At 65.3% G+C, this 19,884-nt stretch carries 21 protein-coding genes; 12 read left to right on the top strand and 9 right to left on the bottom strand.

Annotated elements, in window-relative coordinates; all coding sequences use genetic code 11:
• The 3 genes from A9X03_RS10625 to A9X03_RS10615 form a co-directional block, all read right to left on the bottom strand.
• Window positions 1–765: amidohydrolase family protein (locus A9X03_RS10625; RefSeq protein WP_067753402.1), on the bottom strand; the 765-nt coding region annotated here is incomplete at its 3' end.
• Between the two features lie 239 nt (window positions 766–1,004).
• Complete coding sequence (locus A9X03_RS10620; RefSeq protein ID WP_068016697.1) at window positions 1,005–1,889, bottom strand: NAD(P)-dependent oxidoreductase; 885 nt, start codon at window positions 1,887–1,889, stop codon at window positions 1,005–1,007.
• Window positions 1,890–1,898: 9 nt separating this feature from the next.
• Window positions 1,899–2,276: a carboxymuconolactone decarboxylase family protein gene (locus tag A9X03_RS10615; RefSeq protein ID WP_067753252.1), complete on the bottom strand. Its 378-nt coding sequence runs from the start codon at window positions 2,274–2,276 to the stop codon at window positions 1,899–1,901.
• A 195-nt stretch (window positions 2,277–2,471) separates the two neighbouring features.
• Here A9X03_RS10615 and A9X03_RS10610 point away from each other — a divergent pair, with 195 nt between their 5' ends.
• From A9X03_RS10610 to A9X03_RS10600, 3 genes are all read left to right on the top strand, one after another.
• Window positions 2,472–3,128, top strand: a complete 657-nt coding sequence (locus A9X03_RS10610; RefSeq protein WP_067753254.1) for a nitroreductase family protein — start codon at window positions 2,472–2,474, stop codon at window positions 3,126–3,128.
• Window positions 3,129–3,252: 124 nt separating this feature from the next.
• Complete coding sequence (locus A9X03_RS10605) at window positions 3,253–4,251, top strand: acyl-CoA dehydrogenase family protein (protein ID WP_068260930.1); 999 nt, start codon at window positions 3,253–3,255, stop codon at window positions 4,249–4,251.
• On the top strand, window positions 4,235–5,410 hold the full coding sequence (locus A9X03_RS10600; RefSeq protein WP_067753260.1) for an acyl-CoA dehydrogenase family protein: 1,176 nt from the start codon (window positions 4,235–4,237) through the stop codon (window positions 5,408–5,410). Before A9X03_RS10605 ends, A9X03_RS10600 begins: the two co-directional genes overlap by 17 nt.
• Before the next feature lie 56 nt (window positions 5,411–5,466).
• On the opposite strand, the gene A9X03_RS10595 is transcribed toward A9X03_RS10600, so the two are convergent.
• From A9X03_RS10595 to A9X03_RS10570, 6 genes are all read right to left on the bottom strand, one after another.
• A complete protein-coding gene (locus tag A9X03_RS10595) occupies window positions 5,467–6,039 on the bottom strand; it encodes a hypothetical protein (protein WP_067753264.1) in 573 nt (190 codons plus the stop codon).
• Window positions 6,036–6,890, bottom strand: coding sequence for a hypothetical protein (locus A9X03_RS10590; protein ID WP_067889777.1), 855 nt, complete (start codon window positions 6,888–6,890; stop codon window positions 6,036–6,038). Before A9X03_RS10590 ends, A9X03_RS10595 begins: the two co-directional genes overlap by 4 nt.
• 55 nt (window positions 6,891–6,945) lie before the next feature.
• On the bottom strand, window positions 6,946–7,389 hold the full coding sequence (locus A9X03_RS10585; protein ID WP_197499097.1) for a hypothetical protein: 444 nt from the start codon (window positions 7,387–7,389) through the stop codon (window positions 6,946–6,948).
• Between the two features lie 113 nt (window positions 7,390–7,502).
• Window positions 7,503–8,867, bottom strand: coding sequence for a cytochrome P450 (locus tag A9X03_RS10580; protein ID WP_067889774.1), 1,365 nt, complete (start codon window positions 8,865–8,867; stop codon window positions 7,503–7,505).
• Between the two features lie 21 nt (window positions 8,868–8,888).
• Window positions 8,889–9,083 carry a ferredoxin gene (locus tag A9X03_RS10575; protein WP_067273711.1) on the bottom strand — a complete coding sequence of 65 codons (195 nt, stop codon included), beginning with the start codon at window positions 9,081–9,083 and terminating at the stop codon, window positions 8,889–8,891.
• Between the two features lie 48 nt (window positions 9,084–9,131).
• Window positions 9,132–9,833: an SDR family NAD(P)-dependent oxidoreductase gene (locus tag A9X03_RS10570; protein ID WP_067753277.1), complete on the bottom strand. Its 702-nt coding sequence runs from the start codon at window positions 9,831–9,833 to the stop codon at window positions 9,132–9,134.
• A 449-nt stretch (window positions 9,834–10,282) separates the two neighbouring features.
• Between A9X03_RS10570 and A9X03_RS10565 the strand changes: the two genes are divergently transcribed.
• The 9 genes from A9X03_RS10565 to A9X03_RS10525 form a co-directional block, all read left to right on the top strand.
• Window positions 10,283–11,488: a CaiB/BaiF CoA-transferase family protein gene (locus A9X03_RS10565; protein WP_068260927.1), complete on the top strand. Its 1,206-nt coding sequence runs from the start codon at window positions 10,283–10,285 to the stop codon at window positions 11,486–11,488.
• A gap of 381 nt (window positions 11,489–11,869) precedes the next feature.
• Complete coding sequence (locus A9X03_RS10560; protein WP_067753283.1) at window positions 11,870–12,688, top strand: ABC transporter permease; 819 nt, start codon at window positions 11,870–11,872, stop codon at window positions 12,686–12,688.
• A gap of 9 nt (window positions 12,689–12,697) precedes the next feature.
• A complete protein-coding gene (locus tag A9X03_RS10555) occupies window positions 12,698–13,543 on the top strand; it encodes an ABC transporter permease (RefSeq protein WP_067753287.1) in 846 nt (281 codons plus the stop codon).
• 19 nt (window positions 13,544–13,562) lie between these two features.
• Complete coding sequence (locus tag A9X03_RS10550; protein WP_067753290.1) at window positions 13,563–14,825, top strand: MCE family protein; 1,263 nt, start codon at window positions 13,563–13,565, stop codon at window positions 14,823–14,825.
• A complete protein-coding gene (locus A9X03_RS10545) occupies window positions 14,822–15,844 on the top strand; it encodes an MCE family protein (RefSeq protein ID WP_067753297.1) in 1,023 nt (340 codons plus the stop codon). The genes A9X03_RS10550 and A9X03_RS10545 overlap by 4 nt, the downstream gene beginning before the upstream one ends.
• Window positions 15,844–16,962 carry an MCE family protein gene (locus A9X03_RS10540; protein ID WP_067753405.1) on the top strand — a complete coding sequence of 373 codons (1,119 nt, stop codon included), beginning with the start codon at window positions 15,844–15,846 and terminating at the stop codon, window positions 16,960–16,962. The genes A9X03_RS10545 and A9X03_RS10540 overlap by 1 nt, the downstream gene beginning before the upstream one ends.
• Window positions 16,959–18,374, top strand: coding sequence for an MCE family protein (locus tag A9X03_RS10535; RefSeq protein WP_067782814.1), 1,416 nt, complete (start codon window positions 16,959–16,961; stop codon window positions 18,372–18,374). The genes A9X03_RS10540 and A9X03_RS10535 overlap by 4 nt, the downstream gene beginning before the upstream one ends.
• Window positions 18,371–19,669 carry an MCE family protein gene (locus tag A9X03_RS10530; protein WP_067889768.1) on the top strand — a complete coding sequence of 433 codons (1,299 nt, stop codon included), beginning with the start codon at window positions 18,371–18,373 and terminating at the stop codon, window positions 19,667–19,669. Before A9X03_RS10535 ends, A9X03_RS10530 begins: the two co-directional genes overlap by 4 nt.
• Window positions 19,670–19,884: MlaD family protein (locus A9X03_RS10525; protein WP_368664933.1), on the top strand; the 215-nt coding region annotated here is incomplete at its 3' end.

Genomic DNA, 19,884 nt, shown 5'->3' with positions numbered 1-19,884 from the left:
GAACGGCGTGATGAAGTCGGCGGCGCCGTCGGCCCAGACGAACTTCAGGCCGTCGAAGCGCTCGAACACGCCCTCCGCGATCATGTTCATCTGGTGGTAGATGTAATTCAGCGCCATGAAGCTGACGTATTGCTCGTAGGTGCGGGTGTTGCCGGAGGGCGTGGGCGGGAACATGATGCCGTTGCCCACCTCGATGTGCGCGGCCACCGGGAGGCCCGCGTCGACCGCGGCCTCCCACAGCGGCCAGAACTGCGGCTTGCCGTAGAGCTCGCGGGATTGCAGCGGCACGCCGATCTGGACGACGCGTGGATGGGCACGGTACTTCTCGATCTCTCGCAACGCGCCGGGGATGTCGTCGGGATTCACCCGGATCGTGCCGCGGAATCGCTCGCCGAACTCGCCTGAATCCAACCAGTCCGACACCATCATCTCGTTGTGCGCGGCGTGCAGCGCGCTGCCCAGGTGCCGGTCGGGCATGATGCCGCGGCCCATCGGGTGCAGGACCGCCACGTCGACTCCGCGCTTCGAAAAGAGTTCGTGGGCAACGAATTCGGGGTCGGAGCCGGGGTACTGCCGATCCGGTCCCTCGGTGTTGGGCGCATACTCACCGCCCGGGGCGCCGTACCAGTCCATTTCGTAGTCGGGAAAACCGCGGCTTTTGAACGGTTCGCGCAAGACGCTCCGCAGCGCCTTGCTGGACGGGAAGAAGATGTGCACGCTCGCGTCGATAAGAGGCGTGCGGGTTCCGTCAGCGTGGTCGATCACGAAAGCCATCCTTCGGCTCGGGCAGCCAAAGTGGGCCCGGTCGGGTCATATGATAGACAACCTAACATTCTTCTCGGTGGCCGATCAATGGGGTTTCCGGTAAGCATTTCGTTTAATCGTTGTCCCTGGTAGCAGGCGCTTTCGAAGTCTGAGTGCAAGTGTGGTTCTTAAATGTGGATAATACCATTCTCCCGCCCATCGAGAAGGGCCGTCCGCCCCTTGCCGACGGGGCAGGGACGCTAGGCGGGGGACGGACCGACGGTCACCCCGGCCGCCTTCTCCAGCGGTTTGATCACGGTCGTGAAGTCGGCATCGGGTCCCTGGTCCTCGGCGGCCGTCTCCCACAACCGGCTGATCGTGGCGGCGACCTCCGTCGGCACGCCGAGCTCCTGCGCCTCGTCGAGGTACAGCCGCACGTCCTTGACCATCAGGCCGGTGGCGAACCCGTAATCGAACGTCCGGGGCAGGATCGCGCGGGGGAATTTGTCCCGGCTCGCGCTCGTCGCGCCCGAGCCGGCGTTGAGCACCTCGATCATCACGGTGGGGTCGAGACCGGCCTTAACGCCCATCACCACGACCTCCGCGGTCGCGGCGAGGACGTTGGCCGCCAGGATGTTGTTGGCGAGCTTCATCGTCTGAGCCGAGCCGGGTTTGGCCCCGACGTAGAAGGGCCGGCCGATCGCCTCGAGCATCGGCCGGATGGCCTCGAATTCAGCGCGCGGGCCCGACACCATGACCGCGAGCGCGCCCTTCTCGGCCGCGGCAGCGCCGCCGCTGACCGGGCTGTCGATCCCTGCGATGCCCCGTTCCGCGAGTTGCCCATGGACCAGAATTGCCGTTCGCCTGCCCACCGTGGACAAGTCGACATAGCGCTTGATGCGTGCGCCCTCGGCCACGCCCATCGCCACCTCGAGCGAGGCGGTCGGTGTCGGGAGGCTGGCCAGGACGGTCTCGGCACCGTCGGCGACCTCTTTCGGAGACGACGCGGCCCGCGCACCCAAGGCGACGATGCGCTCCAGCGCCGCGCCGCGCGTGTCGAAGGCGACGACGTCGTGGCCTTGCTGAATCAGGCGGCGCGCGATGGGAAAACCCATGTTTCCCAGCCCGATGAATCCAACCTCCATGCCGAACTCCTAGTCCTCGAGGCCGGCGAACGCCTCGCGCGCGATGCGGAAGCTGTCCACCGCGGCCGGCACGCCGGCGTAGATGGCGACCTGCAGGAAGATCTCGCGAATCTCGTCGCGGGTGACGCCGTTGGTCAGCGCGGCCTTGACGTGCGTGCGCAATTCGTTCGGCCGATTCAGCACCGAGATCATCGCCAGGTTGAGCATGCTGCGCGTCTTGCGGGGCAGCTCTTCACGACCCCACACTGCGCCCCAGCAGTATTCGGTGACGAGGTCCTGCAGGGGCTTGGTGAAGTCGTCCGCCTCGGCCAGGGCGCGATTGACGTACTCCTCGCCGAGCACCTCGGAGCGCACGTGCAGCCCGCGCTGGTAGGTTTCGCGATCCAATGGTCTTCTCCTTCGTCGTGTCGGCGTGGCGCTGTCATCGCCTGAGCGCAGTCTCGCATCGACGCACTTTCGCGCGGTCTACAGTCGGGGGTCGATGCATCGCCTCCCAGCTTCCGCGGGCCCACGCGGCAAACCGTCCGGGCTGCAGCGTCGCCGGAATCGGCTGTCCCGCATGGCAATCAACGAGGAGAGACCATGACCGGAGTAAGCTCCGACATCTGGGAAGTCATGTCGACCGCTCGGACCATCCGGCGCTTCACCGACGAGCCGGTCGACGACGCCACCCTGGTGCGCTGCCTGGACGCGGCCAGATGGGCGCCCTCGGGCGCGAACGCCCAGGGCTGGCGCTTCGTCGTGCTGCGGTCACCCGAGCTTCGCGCGGTGGTGGCCCAGGCGGCGGCCCGCGCCCTGGAGGTGATCGAGCCCGTCTACGGCATGAGCCGCCCCGCCGCCGATGACCGCAGCCGCCGGGCGCGCACCTATCGCGCGACCTACGAATTGCACGACCGGGCCGGCGAGTTCACCTCCGTCTTGTTCGCCCAGCAGCACTATCCGACCGCGTCGGAGCTTCTGCTCGGCGGATCGATCTTCCCCGCCATGCAGAACTTTCTGCTGGCCGCACGCGCTCAGGGGCTCGGGGCTTGCCTGACCAGTTGGGCGTCCTACGGCGGCGAGCGCCCGCTGCGCGAGGCGATCGGCGTACCGGAGGACTGGCTGGTGGCCGGCCACGTCGTGATCGGTTGGCCCAAGGGCAGGCATGGGCCGCTGCGCCGTCGGCCGCTCGCCGATTTCGTGGCGCTCGACCGCTGGGATCGGCCCGCCGACGACCTGTTTGCCGCTCCTGCGGGCTGAACGGCGAACCGGTCCCTGGCAGCCGGGCGCTCGGCCTGGCACGCCATAACCCGTTTGCGAGATTATTACTTCCGCGTGCGAGAATGATATTCTCGCACGACGGCGGTGACAGGAGGCGGCCTTCATGCTGTTGGAGTTCGATGCCGATCAGCGGCTGTGGCAGAAGACCGTCCGCGACGCTGTCGCCAAGCAATGTCCGCCGTCGCTGGTGCGCAGCGTGGCCGAGGATGGCGTCGACCCAACCCCGTTGTGGAAGTCGTACGTGGATCACGGCTGGACCGAGCTGGGCGATCCCGAAAGCGCCGTCGAGTTGGCCATCGTGCTCGAAGAATTGGGGCGGGCGACCGATCCCACCCCGTTCCTGGCGACGATGAGCCAGTACGCACCGTTGGCGGGCGAGCAGTTCGACCCCCACGAGTCGGGCACCGCCGTCCACGCCGGGGTGACGGCGCACCGCGACGCCGAGGGTTGGGTCTTGGACGGCACGGCCCGCCATGTCCTCGACGGCGACCGTGTCGACCGCCTCGCGGTGGTCACCGACGCCGGGGTGTTCATCATCTGGGCAAACCAGGTCTCAGCGCGGCGCGCCGCGGCCTTCGACCCCGTCCTGCACGTCGCCGACTTGTCATTCAACGAGGTTCGCGTGCCGGACACCGCACGGCTCACCGTCGACTCCGAACGCGCGCACCACATCGCCCTGACGGGCTTGGCGATCACCATGGTCGGGGCCTGCCAGCGCATCCTCGACCTGGTGCTCGAACATGTCGGCAGCCGACAGCAATTCGGGGTGCCGATCGGTTCGTTCCAGGCCGTCCAGCACAAGGCCGCCGACATGCACGTCGCGGTGGAACGCGCACGGGCGCTGGCGTACTTCGCGGCGCTGACGATCGCCGCCGACGATCCCCGCCGCCGGCTGGCGGCGGCGATGGCCAAGGCGTCGGCGGGGGAGTGCCAGTCACTGGTATTCCGGCACGGCCTACAGCTGCATGGCGCAATGGGATTCACGTGGGAGAACGACCTGCAGTTCGCGCTGAAACGGGCCAAGGCGGGTGAGCTGATGCTCGGCGGCGCCGCCGAGCACCGCGCGCGGATCGCGGAGGAATACCGTGCAGCTGACTTTTGATACCGACGTCGAGGAATTCCGCGCCGAGTTCTCCGCCTTCCTCGACGAGAACCTGCCTGCCGCAAGCGAAACGCTCGAGCGCCCCCGGTCGGTTTCGCACATGCCGCAGTGGGCGCGCCGGTGGCAGCGGCTGCTGTTCGACAACGGGTGGCTGTTGCCGAGCCAGCCGCCGGAGTTCGGTGGCCGCAACGCTACGGTCATCCAGCAGTTCGTCTACCTCGAGGAACTCAGCCGCCGCCGGATCTACCACAGCTTCAACCCGCAGGGCGTCAACATCGTTGCGGCGTCGCTGTTGTCGTTCGGCAGCGACGAGCAGAAGCGGCGCTGGGCGGTGCCGATTCTGCGGGCCGAGATCACCGCGTCGCTCGGGATGAGCGAACCCAGCGCGGGCTCAGACCTGGCGTCGTTGCGCACCCGCGCGGTGCTCGACGGGGATCACTTCGTGGTCAACGGGCAGAAGGTGTGGACCTCGGGCGCCCACGACGCCGACGTCCTGCTGACCTTCGTGCGGACCAACCCGGATGCGCCGAAACACAAGGGAATAAGCGCGCTGATCATCCCCACCGACACCCCGGGTCTGGTGCGGCGGCCGTTCCCGTCGATCTGCGGCGCCGACGATCTGGACTTCAACGAGGTCTTCTTCACCGACGTGCGGGTGCCGGCGGAGAATCTGGTCGGTGAGCTCGACCAGGGATGGCGGGTGGCCAACGGCTCGCTGGGGCACGAGCGCACCATGATGTGGCTCGGTTTCGCCGATCGACTTGAGAACATGATCGACGACTTTCATCCCAGCACCGACGTCGAGCGCGACCAGTACGCCAGCACGATCATGGACAAGCAGGCGTTGCGGCTGTTGGGTTCGGTGGCGTTGGCGCGTGCGGCGCGCGGTGAAGACGACGTGGCCGCGATTTCGGTGCTCAAGCTGCTCGGGTCCGAGGCCGAGCTGCGTGGCATGGAGCTCGCGCTGACGTCGGCGGGGTCCGACGGGCTCGTGCACCCCGGGCTGACCGGGCCGTACGCACACATGAACCTGGACCATTATTTCGCCAGCTGGTTCGAGCGATACGCCCGCAGCTTTTCCGGGACGATCGCCGGGGGCACGTCGGAAATCCAGCGCAACATCATCGCCCAGCGGGTGCTCGGCCTCCCACGGGGCTAGCGGCCGGCGCTATCGCGGGTCGCGAATTCCGCTCTAGTGCAGCGGCATTCGGCGTTCTAGACCGGGTCGAATTTCGTGATCAGCCACTGGCCGTTGACTCTGGTCAGACTCACCAGCACACTGCTGGACGCCATCGCGGGGTCCGGGTTGTCCTTGCTGGTGGTGCTCTGGTCGACCAGCACGAGCACGACCGCCGAGTTCGGATGTAACTCGGAGACCGCGGCACCGATCACCCGGGCGCTGGTCTTCAGCGACTTTTGTTTGGCAGCCGGGGCGACGATCTGGTCGGTGAACTGGTTGTAGTACGACAGGAAATCCCCGGACAGGTGCGACTTCGCGGCGGCGAAGTCCTTGTCGAGGGTGTCGGGCGAGTAGGACAGCAAGGCGACCGTTCCGTCGGATGCCGCACCTACGACAGCGCTCGCAACGCGGGGGTCGGTCTGCTTATCGGGCCGGTACTGCTTGAAGTACAGCCAGGTCGCCACGCCAGCGGAAATCAGCAGCAGCGAAATCAGGATGGCGGGAACGGCTTTCACTCTCCGCCGGGCGCGAGGTTCGATGCTTTTATTGCGGTCGGTCTGTTCGGCAGAGTCGTCGGCGGTTTCGGTGCTCTGCTTGTCCTCGCTCATGGGATGAACTCCACGTTGGACATCTTGTATTGCCCGGCTTCGTCTTTGACGGTTACCTTGAGTCGCCAATTGCGTGGTTCATCTTTTGCGCCCGCGGCGTTGGTGATGTGCGATGTCGCCGCGACGAGAACCAACGCGAAATCCCCGTTTATGGATTGCACGGCCGCCGCATTCACGGTTCCCTGGGTGACCACTTTCGACTGCTCGACAACGGTCGTGAAATCTTTTGCACGGGCCTGGAAGTCGTCCCGGAACTGGCCGGTCGAGCTGTCGATCACCCGCTGGACATCCTCCTTAGCCTTGTTGAAGTCCATGGAGGTCAGGTTGACGACACCCTGGCGGGCCCCCGCGATGAAGTTCGCGGCGCGCTGATTGCGCTCGACGGTTTCGTGGCGGTTCCACATCATGTATCCGCTGGCCGCGGTGAAGGCGCAGATAAGGACGATGACGGCCGCCTTCCACACGACGGACCAGGAGGGCACGTGCACGCGTCGCCTGCGAGTCGGCTTGGATTCCGATTGGGGGTCTTCGGCGGTTTCGCCGGGGGCCTCTTCGTCCGTTGTTTCGTCGTCGTCGGTTATCGCGGCCGTGTCGGTGACGACAGTCTCCGGCTCGTCGGCGTCGGTGGTGTCCTCGTCGACCTCCGGCGCTTCTTCCGTGGTCTCGGCCTCCGGCTCGGCCTCAGACTGGGCCAGCGCCTCGCGCCGGAGCCGGGCGGCACGAGCGCGGGCGCGAGCCGCGGCCGCCAGCGCTTCGGCTTCGGCTGCCTCGGCCTCGGCTTCCTCGAGTAACGCCTTCACGTCGGCTCTCGAAGTGGCCGAATCGTCCTGCGTTTTCTTTGCCTCAGCCATCGTGCTTACTGCCCGCAGCCCTCATGACCGACCGACTCCTATACCTCTCACGCGGCTACCATCGCACGAGCGAGAACGGCCAACTGCTGGTGCCCCCCGGTCCGCCGCCGCAGCCGGTGTCGAACGTCGAGTCGACCTGACCCGCCAGCGTCACCGCATCCCACGAGTAGACGTCATGCGAGGGAAAAAACTGGACCACGCAGCGCACACCGAAGGGATCATCAACGGACAGGGTGTAGCGACCGTTCGACAGATGGGCGTCTCCCCGGTAGGGCGCCGCTTGCCCGTTGGGCTGCGGAGTTGCGTACACGCTCACGCATTCCGGCTCCGGATGGGCGCACGGGTTGATCGACCAAATCCAGCTGTGGCCGGGGTCCCGGGGCGTGTCCACCCGGTAGTTGGCATACGGCATGCCCGCGTGGGCGCTGGGCGGGACAGTCAGCGCGACCATGGCAAGCGCAAGGCTCACTGCGAAAGTCTTCACGGCTGCGTCTCCCATCTCTGCATACGCGCTTGGCCCAAATATAGGGTGCGGCCACCCTGAGCAGGGCTACTCGTAAGAATTGGCGCAGTCGGCGTCCGGCTGTCGCCGGGGCGAGGTCGCGGGCCCACCTAGTCGATTACCGCGGCTTCCTTGCGTTCGGTGATCGGCCGGGCAAGTTCTTGCTCATCGCAGATGCGCTGCAGCTTTTCCAGTGTCTCGTCCAGCCCGGCCCCCACCCTGCGGCCGGGCCTGAAGGTGGCCGGCAGTTTGCGCATGCCCTGGATGACGCCGATGGTTTCGTAGTGAACGGTGCCGTCGGGGTCGCATCGGTAGTCGGGGATTCGATCGAGGACCGCGGTCAGCATCGACTTGAACACCGTGCGGGCGACATTGGATCCGATGCATCGATGGACGCCGAGACCGAAACTGAAGTGGCGGTTGCCCTTCCGGTCCAGGACGATCTCGTCGGGGTCCCTGAACACCGCTGGGTCGCGGTTGGCCATGGCCCACGAGATCCACAGCCGCTCACCCTCTTTGAACTGGGTGCCGTCGAGCTCGACGTCGTCGGAGAAGGTCCGGCCGTCACCGGGCGCCGGCGTGAAGTACCGCAGGAATTCCTCGGTCGCGGGGTCGAGCAGGGCATCGCGTTGCTTGCTGAGCAGCTCGCGTTGATCGGGGTGCTCGGAGAGCCATTCCAGTGAATGGGCGGTCAACGCCGTGGTGGTGTCGAAGCCGCCGCCGATCACCAGCCCGAGGTTGCCGAGGATTTCCAGGTCCGGGGCGGGCTCGCCGTCGATGCGCATCTCGAGCAAAGCATTGACGATGCCGGGCCGGGGATTCTCGCGGATCTCGATCATGTTGTTGACCAGGTCGAGCCCCATTTGCCGATGCATCTCGGTCACCCGCTGGATGTCCGGGGAATGCTCGGGCGTGTACACGGCCGCATGGGTCGGCTCGCTGTACATCTGCCAGTTCTTCAAGGGAATGCCGAGCATGGCCAGCGTCAGCACCGCCGGCACGACGTTGGCCAGATCGTCGACGAAGTCGATCCGGCCGCCTTCGATCTTCTCGTCGAGGCAGGCCCGAGTCACGTCGTCGATGAACGGCTTCCACCGCTTGACGGCTGCCGGTGACAGATAGGGGTTGAGAACGTTGCGATAGATGCGGTGCTCGGGGTCGTCCATCTCCAGGATGCCGCCGCGCACCCCGTTGATCCGGCTGGCCGTCGGAATCGAAATGCCTTTGTAACCGCGGCGCTGGTTGTTGACATCGTGATCGTTGGACACCGCGGGGCAGCGAGCGAGTTCGAACACCTCGTGGCTTCCTGCCGCCACCCAATGGCCGCCGTAGGTGTCGCTCCAGGCCATCGGGCAATTCGCGTGCATCTCTTCGGTGATGGCCTTGAAGTTCGACCGGTAATCCGCGGAATGCCGCTCGAACTGATACCGCTTCTTCTTACGGTCGCTATCGCTGACCGTGTCGTCGACACTCAACGCTCTGTCTCCCTTTGCGCGTCATTCGGTGATGATGATGGCTTGCTCCGGGCATGATTGCGCCGCTTCGCGAACCTGGTCCTCCCGATCGGCCGGCACCACTTCGTCGATCGCCGACGAACTGCCGTCGATGTCGCTGAGCTCGAACGAATCCGGTGCGATCATCGAGCACAGCGTGTGACCCTGGCAGCGTTCCGGATCGACCCAGACCTTCACGGTGTCTCCTTGCGAATTAGTTGCCGACGATCGCCTAGGTGCGACGGCTCAGGTGTTGCGGCCGCCGTTGACGCCCAGGATCTGGCCCGTGATGTAGCCGGCTTCCTCGGACACCAGGAAGGCACATGCCGCCGCGATGTCTTCCGGCTTACCCATGCGGCGCACCGGCGTTCGGGCGATGGTCTCGTCGATGCTGCCCAGATACCCGTTCTTCTCGGCGGCGCGCAGCATCGGGGTGTCGATGAAGCCCGGCGGCACGGCGTTGACCGTGATGCCGCTCGGTCCGTACTCGAGGGCCAGGGATTTAGTGAGCCCGTTGACCGCGGACTTGGCCGCGACGTAATGGCTCATGTAGGGCGCGCCGGAATGGGTGCTTGACGAGGAGATGTTGACGATGCGTCCCCACTTCGCTTCGATCATGTCGGGCAACACCGCCTGGATGGTGTGGAAGACGCCGTTGAGGTTGACGTCGATCACGCGCTGCCAGTCGTCGAACGTGATGTTGTTGAAGCGCTTGAATCCGTCCAGGCCGGCGGCGTTGACGAGAACAGTGACCGGCCCCAGCTTGGCGCGGATCGCCGCGAAGGCCGTCTCGACCTGAGCTCGGTCGGTGACGTCGGCGGTGAACGAGTGGTCGCTGTCGGACGGTGTGAGGTCGATGACGGCGACGTCCAGACCGTCGGCGCGCAGGCGCCGCGCGACGGCAAGCCCGATGCCGGATCCGCCGCCGGTGACCACCGCAGTCTTCACGTTGAGACCTCTAATCCACAGGTGACCGTCTCAGCCACAAAGAATCTCGCTTGCAATTATGAGAACCCTACTCTCACGGCAGAGTGGGTTGCAACAAACCCGGGAAACACTGTTTGGCCTGCGTTGAACTGGGTGGCCAGGCAACCCGCTGGCGCTTGCGTCGCTGGTCAGGGGCCGGTCGCATTCCTGTGAGTTTCTTGAATTATCGAGACACGAATGTAAGATTCGCCGGGGAAGAGAATGAAATTATCGTGACCGTCACCACATGAGGGGGTCGGAATGCCTGCGCAGGACACGGCAGAACTAGCCGCGACCATCGCGGATGCCGCGCCTGAGTCACAGGTCGACCGTCGACTCCTGATCGATGGCCGGCTGGTCACCGCGGACAGAACCTCCCCGTCCAGCAATCCCGCCACCGGCTACCGGATGCCGGCACCGGGGGCCCCGGCGTGAGGCCGCTCGAGGGCATCCGCGTCCTGGAAGTCGCGATGTACGGATTCGTTCCATCGGCGGGCGCCGTGCTCGCCGAATGGGGCGCCGACGTCGTCAAGGTCGAGCACGCGGTCACCGGCGACCCGCAACGCGGTCTCCGGCAGACCGGAATGTTGCGCGTCGAGGGGGATCCGAACCCCAACATCGAACACGCGAACCGCGGCAAGCGCAGCATCGGACTGGACATGTCGGTGCCGGAGGGCAAGGACGTGCTCTACGAGCTGGCCCGCCGCTCGGACGTGTTCCTCACCAGCTTCCTTCCCGCTCATCGGAAGAAGTTCGGCATCGACGTCGACGACATTCGTACGGTCAACCCGAACATCGTCTACGCCCGCGGCAGCGCGCTCGGCCCGCGTGGCGCCGAGTCGCAGAAGGGCGGCTACGACATGACCGCGTTCTGGTGCCGGGCCGGAACCGCCGCGACCATCACCCCGGCGGGGATGCCGGGGATGATCGCGCCGCCCGGACCGGCCTACGGCGACACCATCTCCGGCACCAACCTCGCCGGGGGCATCGCGGCGGCATTGCTCAAGCGCGAACGCACAGGAGAACCGTCGGTCGTCGACGTGTCGCTGCTCGGCAGCGGCCTGTGGTCGATGGGGCACACGGTCGCGCTGACGAACCATCTCGGGCAGCGACTCGAGGCCCCGCCACCGGGAGTGCATGGCGCACCCAACAATCCATTGGTGGGGCTGTACACGACCTCGGACGGCCGGTACATCTCCTTCGTGATGATGCAGCCCACCAAGTTCTGGGCCGACGTGTGTCGGCACGTCGATCTGCCGGAGCTGGCCGACGATCCGCGCTTTGCGACCGTCGAGGAGATCGCCGCCAACACCGCAGAGGCGGTCGAGTTGTTGACCAAGGCCATCGCGGCCCACACGCTGGCCGAGTGGAGCGAACGGTTTGCCACGCTGGCCGGACCGTGGGCGCCGGTGCAGGACACGCTGCAGGCGGCCGAGGACGCGCAAATCCGGGCCAACGAGTACATGGTCCGCGCGGGCGAGCTGGAACTGGTCGCCAACCCGGTCCAGTTCAATGTCGCGGCGCCACAGACCGGTCCGGCGCCCGGCTTCGCCGAGCAGACCGACGAAATATTGCTGGAACTCGGCCTTGATTGGGATCGCATCATCGAGCTCAAGACGGCCGGCGCCGTCACTTAAGAGTGGAGCTGCTTGTCTATGTTGGGATTACGGCCCGCCCTCGTTGTCGCCGGGACCCGCTCGCGGCCCCCTGAGCTCGCGGTTACGGGTTGTTCCATAACGGTTAAGCGTTTTTTGCTCCACCTGGACTCGGCATGAGTCATAATCGCCGAACGCTTCAAGGCGCGGAGCACTCTGTCTTGCGGCGTCAACTCACGCGACCGAACGGAGGCACCGGCGTGAGGATGAGAAGCGTTACCACGCCGGCCGAATTTCGGCTGTTCGCTGGGCGTTTCGTGGTCGGCGGCATCCGCTTGGGATCGCCGGTTCAGCCGAATCTACCCCAGCCGGTGCGCAACAACAAGACTGTCAGTCTCGTAGCGATGGAAAGGGTCGGCGCCGATGGCAACTAAGGGTGCCGACCACTGGTCAGCGGGATTGCCGCAGCTGAAACTGAAGTGGAACATGTCGGGGTCGATGCAGGCCGTCGGCGCCCTGTTCGCCATGTCGGCCGACGCGGTCAAGTTTGCGTTCCGCCGGCCCTTCCAGTGGCGGGAGTTCTTGGAGCAGTCCTGGTTCGTCGCGCGGGTGTCACTGGCGCCGACCCTGTTGGTCGCAATTCCCTTCACCGTGCTCGTCAGCTTCACGCTCAACATCCTGCTGCGCGAACTGGGCGCGGCGGACCTATCCGGCGCGGGGGCCGCGTTCGGCGCGGTCACGCAGCTCGGGCCACTGGTCACGGTCTTGATCGTGGCGGGCGCGGGCGCTACAGCGATGTGTGCTGACCTGGGCGCCCGAACGATTCGTGAAGAGATCGACGCGATGGAGGTGCTGGGCATCAACCCGGTGCAACGGCTGGTCACACCGCGCATGTTGGCTTCCGGCCTGGTCGCGTTCTTGCTCAACAGCCTCGTCGTCATCATCGGAGTGCTTGGTGGTTACGTCTTTTCGGTGTTTGTCCAAGACGTCAATCCCGGCGCGTTCGCCGCGGGTATCACCCTGCTCACCGGCGTGCCCGAGGTGATCATTTCGTGCGTCAAGGCAGCGCTTTTCGGCCTCATCGCCGGCTTGGTCGCTTGCTATCGCGGCCTGTCGATCACCGGCGGGGGCGCCAAGGCCGTCGGCAACGCGGTGAACGAGACCGTGGTCTACGCCTTCATGTCCCTGTTTGTCGTAAACGTGGTCGTCACCGCGATCGGCATCAAGATGACGGCGAAGTAGGGGCTGTCAATGGCGCTGAGGGCCACGTATCCGCGACTGTTCCGTCAGCTCGAGCGGCCGGTCGCCTTGATGGGCCGGATCGGCGACCACACCCTGTTCTATGGCAAAGCGCTTGCCGGGATGCCCTTTGCGGCCACCCGGTACACGCGCGAAGTCGTGCGACTGGTCGCCGAGATCAGCATGGGCGCGGGAACTTTGGCGATGATCGGCGGAACCGTGGTAATCGTCGGGTTCCTGACGCTGGCGGCCGGCGGCACATTGGCGATTCAGGGCTACACCTCGCTGGGCAACATCGGCATCGAGGCGCTGACGGGCTTTCTGGCGGCGTTCATCAACGTGCGCATCGCGGCACCGGTGGTGGCCGGAATCGGGCTGGCGGCCACCTTCGGCGCCGGGGTGACCGCCCAGCTGGGTGCCATGCGGATCAACGAGGAAGTCGACGCGTTGGAGAGCATGGCGATTCGGCCGGTCGCCTACTTGGTGAGCACCAGGATTCTGGCGGGAATGCTGGCCATCACGCCGTTGTACAGCATCGCCGTCATCCTGTCGTTCGTGGCCAGTCAGTTCACCACGACGTTCTTGCTCGGACAGTCGCAGGGTTTGTACCAGCACTACTTCAACACGTTCCTGAACCCGATCGACCTGTTGTGGTCGTTCCTGCAGGCCATCTTGATGGCGCTCACCATCCTGCTCATCCACACCTATTACGGCTATTTCGCTTCGGGTGGCCCTGCCGGCGTGGGCAACGCCACCGGCAACGCGGTGCGCACCTCGCTCATCGTCGTGGTGTCGGTAACGCTGTTGGTTTCGCTGTCTATTTACGGTACGAACGGCAACTTCAACCTGTCCGGTTAGCAAAGGAGGTGGTACGGCAATGACGCAGAGTGTGCCAGCGGGTCGCGGCGCGGTCGCCGGCCGACCTGTGCGCACCGGCCATGCGCGTCCGCCGGCCGGAAGGCATTACCTGCCGCCCCTGATCGGGTTGGCCACGGTTCTCATCATTGGCTTGATTTTCGCCGTGGCGGTCGGTCTGTTTCAGGGCTCCTTCACCGAAACCGTGCCGGTGACGGTGATCTCGCAACGAGCCGGCCTTGTCATGAATCCCGACGCCAAGGTCAAGATGCGCGGCGTGCAGGTGGGCAAGGTCTCCTCGATCGAGCCGCTGCCCAACGGCGAGGCCGCCATTCATCTGGCGATGGACCCGTCGCAATTGCGCTTCATCCCCAGCAACGTGCTCGTCGACATCGCGTCGTCGACGGTGTTCGGCGCGAAGTCCGTCCAGCTGGTGGAGCCCGCCCAGCCCGCGGCCCAGCGTCTGCACGGGGGCCAGACGCTGCAAGGCCAGCACGTCATGGTCGAAATCAATACCGTGTTCCAGCAACTGGTTTCGGTGCTCAGCCACATCGACCCGCCCAAGCTCAACGAGTCACTGGGCGCCCTCGCCCAAGCGTTCAGCGGGCGGGGCCCACAGCTTGGTCAGTCGCTGAGCGACCTGGATTCGTTCCTGGCCAAACTGGAGCCGAGCCTGCCCGCGTTCCGTCATGACTTCTCGGTCTTACCGGCGGTAGCCAACGCCTATGCCGACGCGGCACCCGACCTGGTGAAGACCGCGGCCAACGCGACCCGAATCAGCAAGACGATTGTCGATGAGCAGCACAACCTGGATGCGTTGCTGATCAGCACGATCGGCTTGGCCGACATCGGCAACGACGTCCTGTCGACGAACCGCCAACCGCTGACGGACGTCATGCATCTGTTGGTGCCAACCACCGATCTGACCAATGAGTACAACCCCGCGCTTACCTGCGCTTTTGGCGGACTCGTACGCCTATCGCACGCGGCGCCACTGTCGGAACCCAGTATCAACATCTCGGCGAGTCTCGTCTGGGGTGCCGAACGTTATCGGTATCCGACGAACCTGCCCAAGGTTGCGGCGACGGGCGGTCCGCGCTGCGTGGGTCTGCCGTCGCTGCCGTTCAATACGAGTCCCCCGCAGCTGATTGCCGACATCGGCGCGGACCCGGTGGTGTACGGGAATCCGCAGCTGATGATCAATTCCGATCTGCTCAAACAGCTGCTGTACGGACCGATCGCCGGACCGCCGCGCAACTCTGCCCAGATCGGACAACCGGGATGAGAACACGCGCCACGCTGGTCAAATTCACGATCTTCGCGGTCGTGATGGCGACGCTGACCGCCTTCCTGTTCTTCATCTTCGGCCAGTACCGGACGGGTGCGACGAATGGGTATTCGGCGGTGTTCACCGATGTTTCGCGTCTCAAGCCGGGGCAGTCGGTGCGGGTCGCCGGGATCCGGGTCGGCACCGTCAACGGCGTCTCTCTGCAGCCGGACAAGAAAGTCGTGGTGAAGTTCGACGTCGACCGCAACATCGTCTTGACGGAGGGCTCCAGGGCGGCGGTCCGCTACCTGAACCTGGTGGGCGATCGCTACCTCGAACTCGTCGATGGCCCGGGCTCGACCAAGCGGCTGCCGGCCGGCGGGCAGATCCCGGTCAACCGGACGGCGCCAGCGCTAGACCTCGATCTGCTACTCGGTGGACTCAAACCCGTCACCCAAGGCCTGAATGCGCGCGACGTCAACGCGTTGACCGCGGGATTGTTACAAGTTTTCCAGGGGCAGGGCGGGACCCTCGACTCGCTGTTCGCCAAGACGACGTCGTTCTCAAACGCTCTGGCCGACAACGATCAAACCGTGCAGCAACTGATCGACAACCTCAACATCGTGATCGGCACGGTCTCCAAAGACGGCAAACAGTTCTCTGGCACGATCGATCGACTCGAGCAGCTTGTCAGCGGCCTGTCGAATGACCGCGACACGATCGGCTCCGCCATCGACGCCTTGGACAAGGGAACCGCGTCGTTGGCGGATCTGCTTGCCGAGGCCCGCCCGCCGCTGTCTGGCACAGTAGCTCAGCTGAATCGGCTGGCGCCGATTCTCGATAACGACAAGGACCGCCTCGACGGCGCACTTCAGAAGGCGCCGAAGAACTACCGCAAGCTGGTCCGGCTCGGCGTGAACGGCGCCACCATCCCGTACTACCTCTGCCAGTTCGGGATCCGCGGCACAGATCTTCAGGGCAAGACAGTGCGCGCCAACATCTATCGTTCAGATGCAGGAAGGTGCACGGAACCCTGATGCTCAAGTATCGCGGAGCTCAGCTCGTCAAGCCTGGCTTCATCGGCGTCATCCTGGCGGTGATGGTCATCCTGGTCGGCCTGTCACCCGACCGATTCATCCAATGGGCGACGATGGTCAGGTACCAGGCGCTGTTCACCGAGGCCGGCGGCCTAGCGAAGGGCAATCCGGTAATCGTGTCGGGGATTAAGGTCGGCACGGTGTCGGACGTGAAGCTGCGGCACGGCGACGCTCTCGTGACGTTCGCGATGAAGGGCAACGTCCTGCTCGGCTCGGAAACGTCCGCCCACATCCGCACGGGCACACTGCTCGGCGAGCGCATGCTGACGGTGGAGTCCGCCGGCACCGGCACGATGCACCCGATGGCTCTCATTCCCGTCTCGCGCACCTCTTCTCCGTACTCGCTGACGGAAGCGGTCAGCGACTTCACGTCGGATACGGCCGGCACCAACACCGCCGCGCTGAATCAATCGTTGGACACGCTGGCGGCAACGCTCGACCAGATCGCACCCCAAATGGGGCCGGCCTTCGACGCGCTCACCCGGCTATCGCGAACCCTCAACAGCCGCAACAAGAACCTGGGCGAGTTATTCAAAAGCGCCGGCGACGTCACCGGGATACTTTCCGAACGCAGCATGCAGGTCAACAAGCTCATCCTCAACTCCGATTCCCTGCTCCAAGTGCTGGTCGCACGCCGGCAAGAGATCGTGGACCTGCTGGCCAACACCTCGGCAGTGGCCAAGCAGCTGACGGCATTGGTGCACGACAACGAAAGCACCTTGGCGCCAACGCTGGAGAGGCTGAACAGGGTCCTCGCGGTCTTGGAAAAGAACCGCGACAACATCGGCAAAGCCCTTCCGGGCCTCGCCAAATTCCAGATCACGGTCGGTGAGGCCATCGCCGGTATGTACGCCTACCAGGCGTTCGTCCCGAACTTCCTTGTCCCGCAACTTTTCCAGGAGTTCTTCGACTACCTCTGGGGATTCCGCACCTTCGATACTTCAAAGGGTCCGGGCTTCCCGTCACCGGTACCTCGGGCGCTGACCCCCTGGCCGTACAACTCCATTCCGCAGTGCCCTGGCTGCACGTTGGGCGGACGGATCGGGGGATCACAATGACCTCCCGGATTCCGCGCAAGCGGCTGGCGGCCGTCACGGCGGTTGTCTTGGTCGCGCTGACAATTGCCGCCGCCGCCGTGCTCGTCCGTAATACGTTTTTCGGCCCACGAACGATCACCGCCTACTTCACCACCGCCACCGCGATCTATCCCCATGACGAGGTACGGGTCTCGGGCGTCAAAGTCGGCAGCATCAAGTCCATTGCGCCGCAAGGCACCCAGGCCAAGATGGTCCTCACGGTCGACCGCGGCGTGCCCATCCCGGCCGACGCAAAGGCCGTTATCGTCGCCCCGAATCTGGTGGCTGCCCGCTACGTCCAGCTCACGCCGGCTTACCGCGACAGTGGGCCGGTGATGCGCGACGGGGCGGTCATCCCGGTCGAACGGACCGCGGTGCCGGTTGAGTGGGACGAGGTCAAAACCCAGTTGATGCGGCTGGCAACGGATTTGGGGCCCAAGAGCGGGGTATCGGGCACGTCGGTGGGCCGATTCATCGACAGCGCCGCCAATGCGCTCGACGGCAACGGCGACAAGCTGCGCCAGACGCTCGGTCAATTGTCAGGCGTGGGCCGGATCCTCGCCAACGGCAGCGGCAACATCGTCGACATCATCAAAAACCTGCAGACCTTTGTCGGCGCCCTGCGCGACAGCAACGTCCAGCTCGTGCAGTTCAATGACCGCCTGGCCACGCTCACCAGTGTGGTCAATGACAGCAAATCCGAACTGGACGCGGCTCTGACCGATCTGTCGACGGCGGTCGGCGAGGTGCAGCGATTCATCGCCGGGACTCGCAACCAGACCAGCGAGCAAATCGCCAGGCTGGCCGATGTCACGCAGAACCTGGTCGATCACCACATGGCCCTGGAAAACATCCTGCACGCGGCGCCGAACGCGTTCGGCAACTTCTTCAACGACTACAACGCCGACACCGGAACCATCATCGGAGGATTCGGGCTCATGAATGCGGCGAATCCGACATGGGGCGGTCAGGTTCTGCTGTCCGTACCGGGCTGCACGCAAATCGGCGCCATCGAGAACATCACGGCGGTCGAATCCGGCAAGCTGTGCTCGCTGTTCCTCGGACCCGGACTGCGGCAGACCAACTGGAATAACTCGCCCATTCCCATCAACCCGTTCCTACACAAGTCGATTGACCCGTCCAAGGTTCTCTACACCGAACAGCGCCTGGCGCCCGGCGGCGAGGGTCCGAAACCCGGACCGCCCGAGATTCCGCCCGCGGTGTCGGCCTACACCGGGCTGCCGGGCGATCCGGTCGGCCCCCCGGGGGCGGTGCCGCCGGAGCGGATACCGGGCGCGGCGATGCCGCTGCCGCCCCCGCCTTCGACACCGCCACCACCGCCGGCGCCCAGCGTGTCGGGCATGCTGCTGCCAGACGGAGGGCCACAACAATGAGCGCACGGGTTGCGGCCAAGCGGGTATTCGCCACCGGCTGTTGCGTGGTGGTGACGGCCACGGGATGCGCATTTCACGGCCTGAATTCGCTACCGCTACCCGGCGCGGTCGGACGCGGGCCAGGGGCCAACATCTACCACGTCGAACTCCCGAATGTCGGTACGATGGAGTCGAATTCGCCGGTGATGATCGATGACGTCGTCGTCGGCAGTGTCGGTGCGATGAAGGTGCAAGGCTGGCACGCGGACGTCGAGATCTCGGTCAAGCGCGATGTGGTGGTCCCAGCCAATGTGGTGGCCACCGTCGGTCAGACGAGCCTGCTGGGCTCGATGCATGTGGAGCTCAATACTCCGCCGGGTCAGCAGGGAAGCGGACGGCTGCAGCCGGGCGCCACCATCCCGCTGAGTCGGTCATCGGCCTACCCGTCGACCGAGCAGACGCTGTCGTCGCTGGGCGCGGTCGTCAACGGCGGTGGACTGGGACAGATCGGGGAGGTCATCCACAACTTCTCGGCCGCCCTGTCCGGGCACGAGGGCGCCGTGCGTGATTTGATTACCCGCCTGGACACGTTCGTCGGGACTTTGGACGACCAGCGCGACGACATCGTCGCCTCCATCCAGGCGCTGAATCGGCTGTCGGCAACGTTCGCCGACCAACGCGACGTTCTTACCGATGCGCTGCGTAAAATACCGCCGGCGCTCGAGGTGTTGACCAGGGAGCGGCCTCGTCTGACGGCCGCGCTGGACCACCTCCGTGTGTTCAGCAACACCGCCAACAGACTGGTCAACGATGCCCAGGCCGATCTCGTCACGAACCTCAAAAACCTGGAGCCGACCATCAAGGCGCTCGCCGACGTCGGACCGGAGTTCGGCGCGGCCATCGCGGGGTCGTTCGTGTTCCCGTTCACGCAGAACTTTGTCGACCGAGCGGTCCGAGGCGACTTCTTCAACCTGCATTTCGACTTCGACCTGACGATTCCCCGGCTTAAGAGGGGCTTGTTGCTAGGCACCCACTGGGGACAGCTGGATATGCCCGAGCCGCCGGTGCCCGGGGACCCGTATCGCCTGAATTACACACTCGATCCGCTGCATAACCCGCTACGGCCGCCGTGGATCGATCCCGATGCCTTACCGCTGCCCCCGCCACCGCCGGGTGCGGTACCGGGACCGGGGCCGGGGCCGGGCAATTATGGACCGCTACCCGGACCTCCGCCGGCTGCGGCCTCGCCGCCCGACGCGGGTCCTGGTCAGACGCCGGCCCCCGCAGAGGCGCCTGGAACGGGAGCCGGTGGATAGATGCTGACGCGCTTCGTTCGGATCCAGCTGGCGATCTTCGCGATCGCCGGGACCATTGGCGTGATCGCGATGGTCCTGTTCTACATCCAAGCGCCGACGCTACTGGGCATCGGTCGGATGACGGTGACGCTGGAGCTGCCGGCCACCGGCGGCCTCTATCGGTTCTCCAACGTGACCTATCGTGGAGTTCAGCTCGGCAAGGTCACCGCCGTGGG

Source organism: Mycobacterium sp. E1715, assembly GCF_001667625.1.
Lineage (GTDB): Bacteria > Actinomycetota > Actinomycetes > Mycobacteriales > Mycobacteriaceae > Mycobacterium.
The sequence above is the reverse complement of the archived record's forward strand: the minus strand, read 5'-3'. Positions and strand labels throughout refer to the sequence as shown.

Excerpts from the sequence above, each read along its gene's own strand:
- A9X03_RS10620 (WP_068016697.1), bottom strand. The coding sequence starts at position 1,889 with ATGGAGGTTGGATTCATCGGGCTGGGAAACATGGGTTTTCCCATCGCG.
- A9X03_RS10610 (WP_067753254.1), top strand. The coding sequence starts at position 2,472 with ATGACCGGAGTAAGCTCCGACATCTGGGAAGTCATGTCGACCGCTCGG.
- A9X03_RS10605 (WP_068260930.1), top strand. The coding sequence starts at position 3,253 with ATGCTGTTGGAGTTCGATGCCGATCAGCGGCTGTGGCAGAAGACCGTC.
- A9X03_RS10595 (WP_067753264.1), bottom strand. The coding sequence starts at position 6,039 with ATGAGCGAGGACAAGCAGAGCACCGAAACCGCCGACGACTCTGCCGAA.
- A9X03_RS10590 (WP_067889777.1), bottom strand. The coding sequence starts at position 6,890 with ATGGCTGAGGCAAAGAAAACGCAGGACGATTCGGCCACTTCGAGAGCC.
- A9X03_RS10585 (WP_197499097.1), bottom strand. The coding sequence starts at position 7,389 with ATGGGAGACGCAGCCGTGAAGACTTTCGCAGTGAGCCTTGCGCTTGCC.
- A9X03_RS10560 (WP_067753283.1), top strand. The coding sequence starts at position 11,870 with ATGGCAACTAAGGGTGCCGACCACTGGTCAGCGGGATTGCCGCAGCTG.
- A9X03_RS10555 (WP_067753287.1), top strand. The coding sequence starts at position 12,698 with ATGGCGCTGAGGGCCACGTATCCGCGACTGTTCCGTCAGCTCGAGCGG.
- A9X03_RS10550 (WP_067753290.1), top strand. The coding sequence starts at position 13,563 with ATGACGCAGAGTGTGCCAGCGGGTCGCGGCGCGGTCGCCGGCCGACCT.
- A9X03_RS10545 (WP_067753297.1), top strand. The coding sequence starts at position 14,822 with ATGAGAACACGCGCCACGCTGGTCAAATTCACGATCTTCGCGGTCGTG.
- A9X03_RS10540 (WP_067753405.1), top strand. The coding sequence starts at position 15,844 with ATGCTCAAGTATCGCGGAGCTCAGCTCGTCAAGCCTGGCTTCATCGGC.
- A9X03_RS10535 (WP_067782814.1), top strand. The coding sequence starts at position 16,959 with ATGACCTCCCGGATTCCGCGCAAGCGGCTGGCGGCCGTCACGGCGGTT.
- A9X03_RS10530 (WP_067889768.1), top strand. The coding sequence starts at position 18,371 with ATGAGCGCACGGGTTGCGGCCAAGCGGGTATTCGCCACCGGCTGTTGC.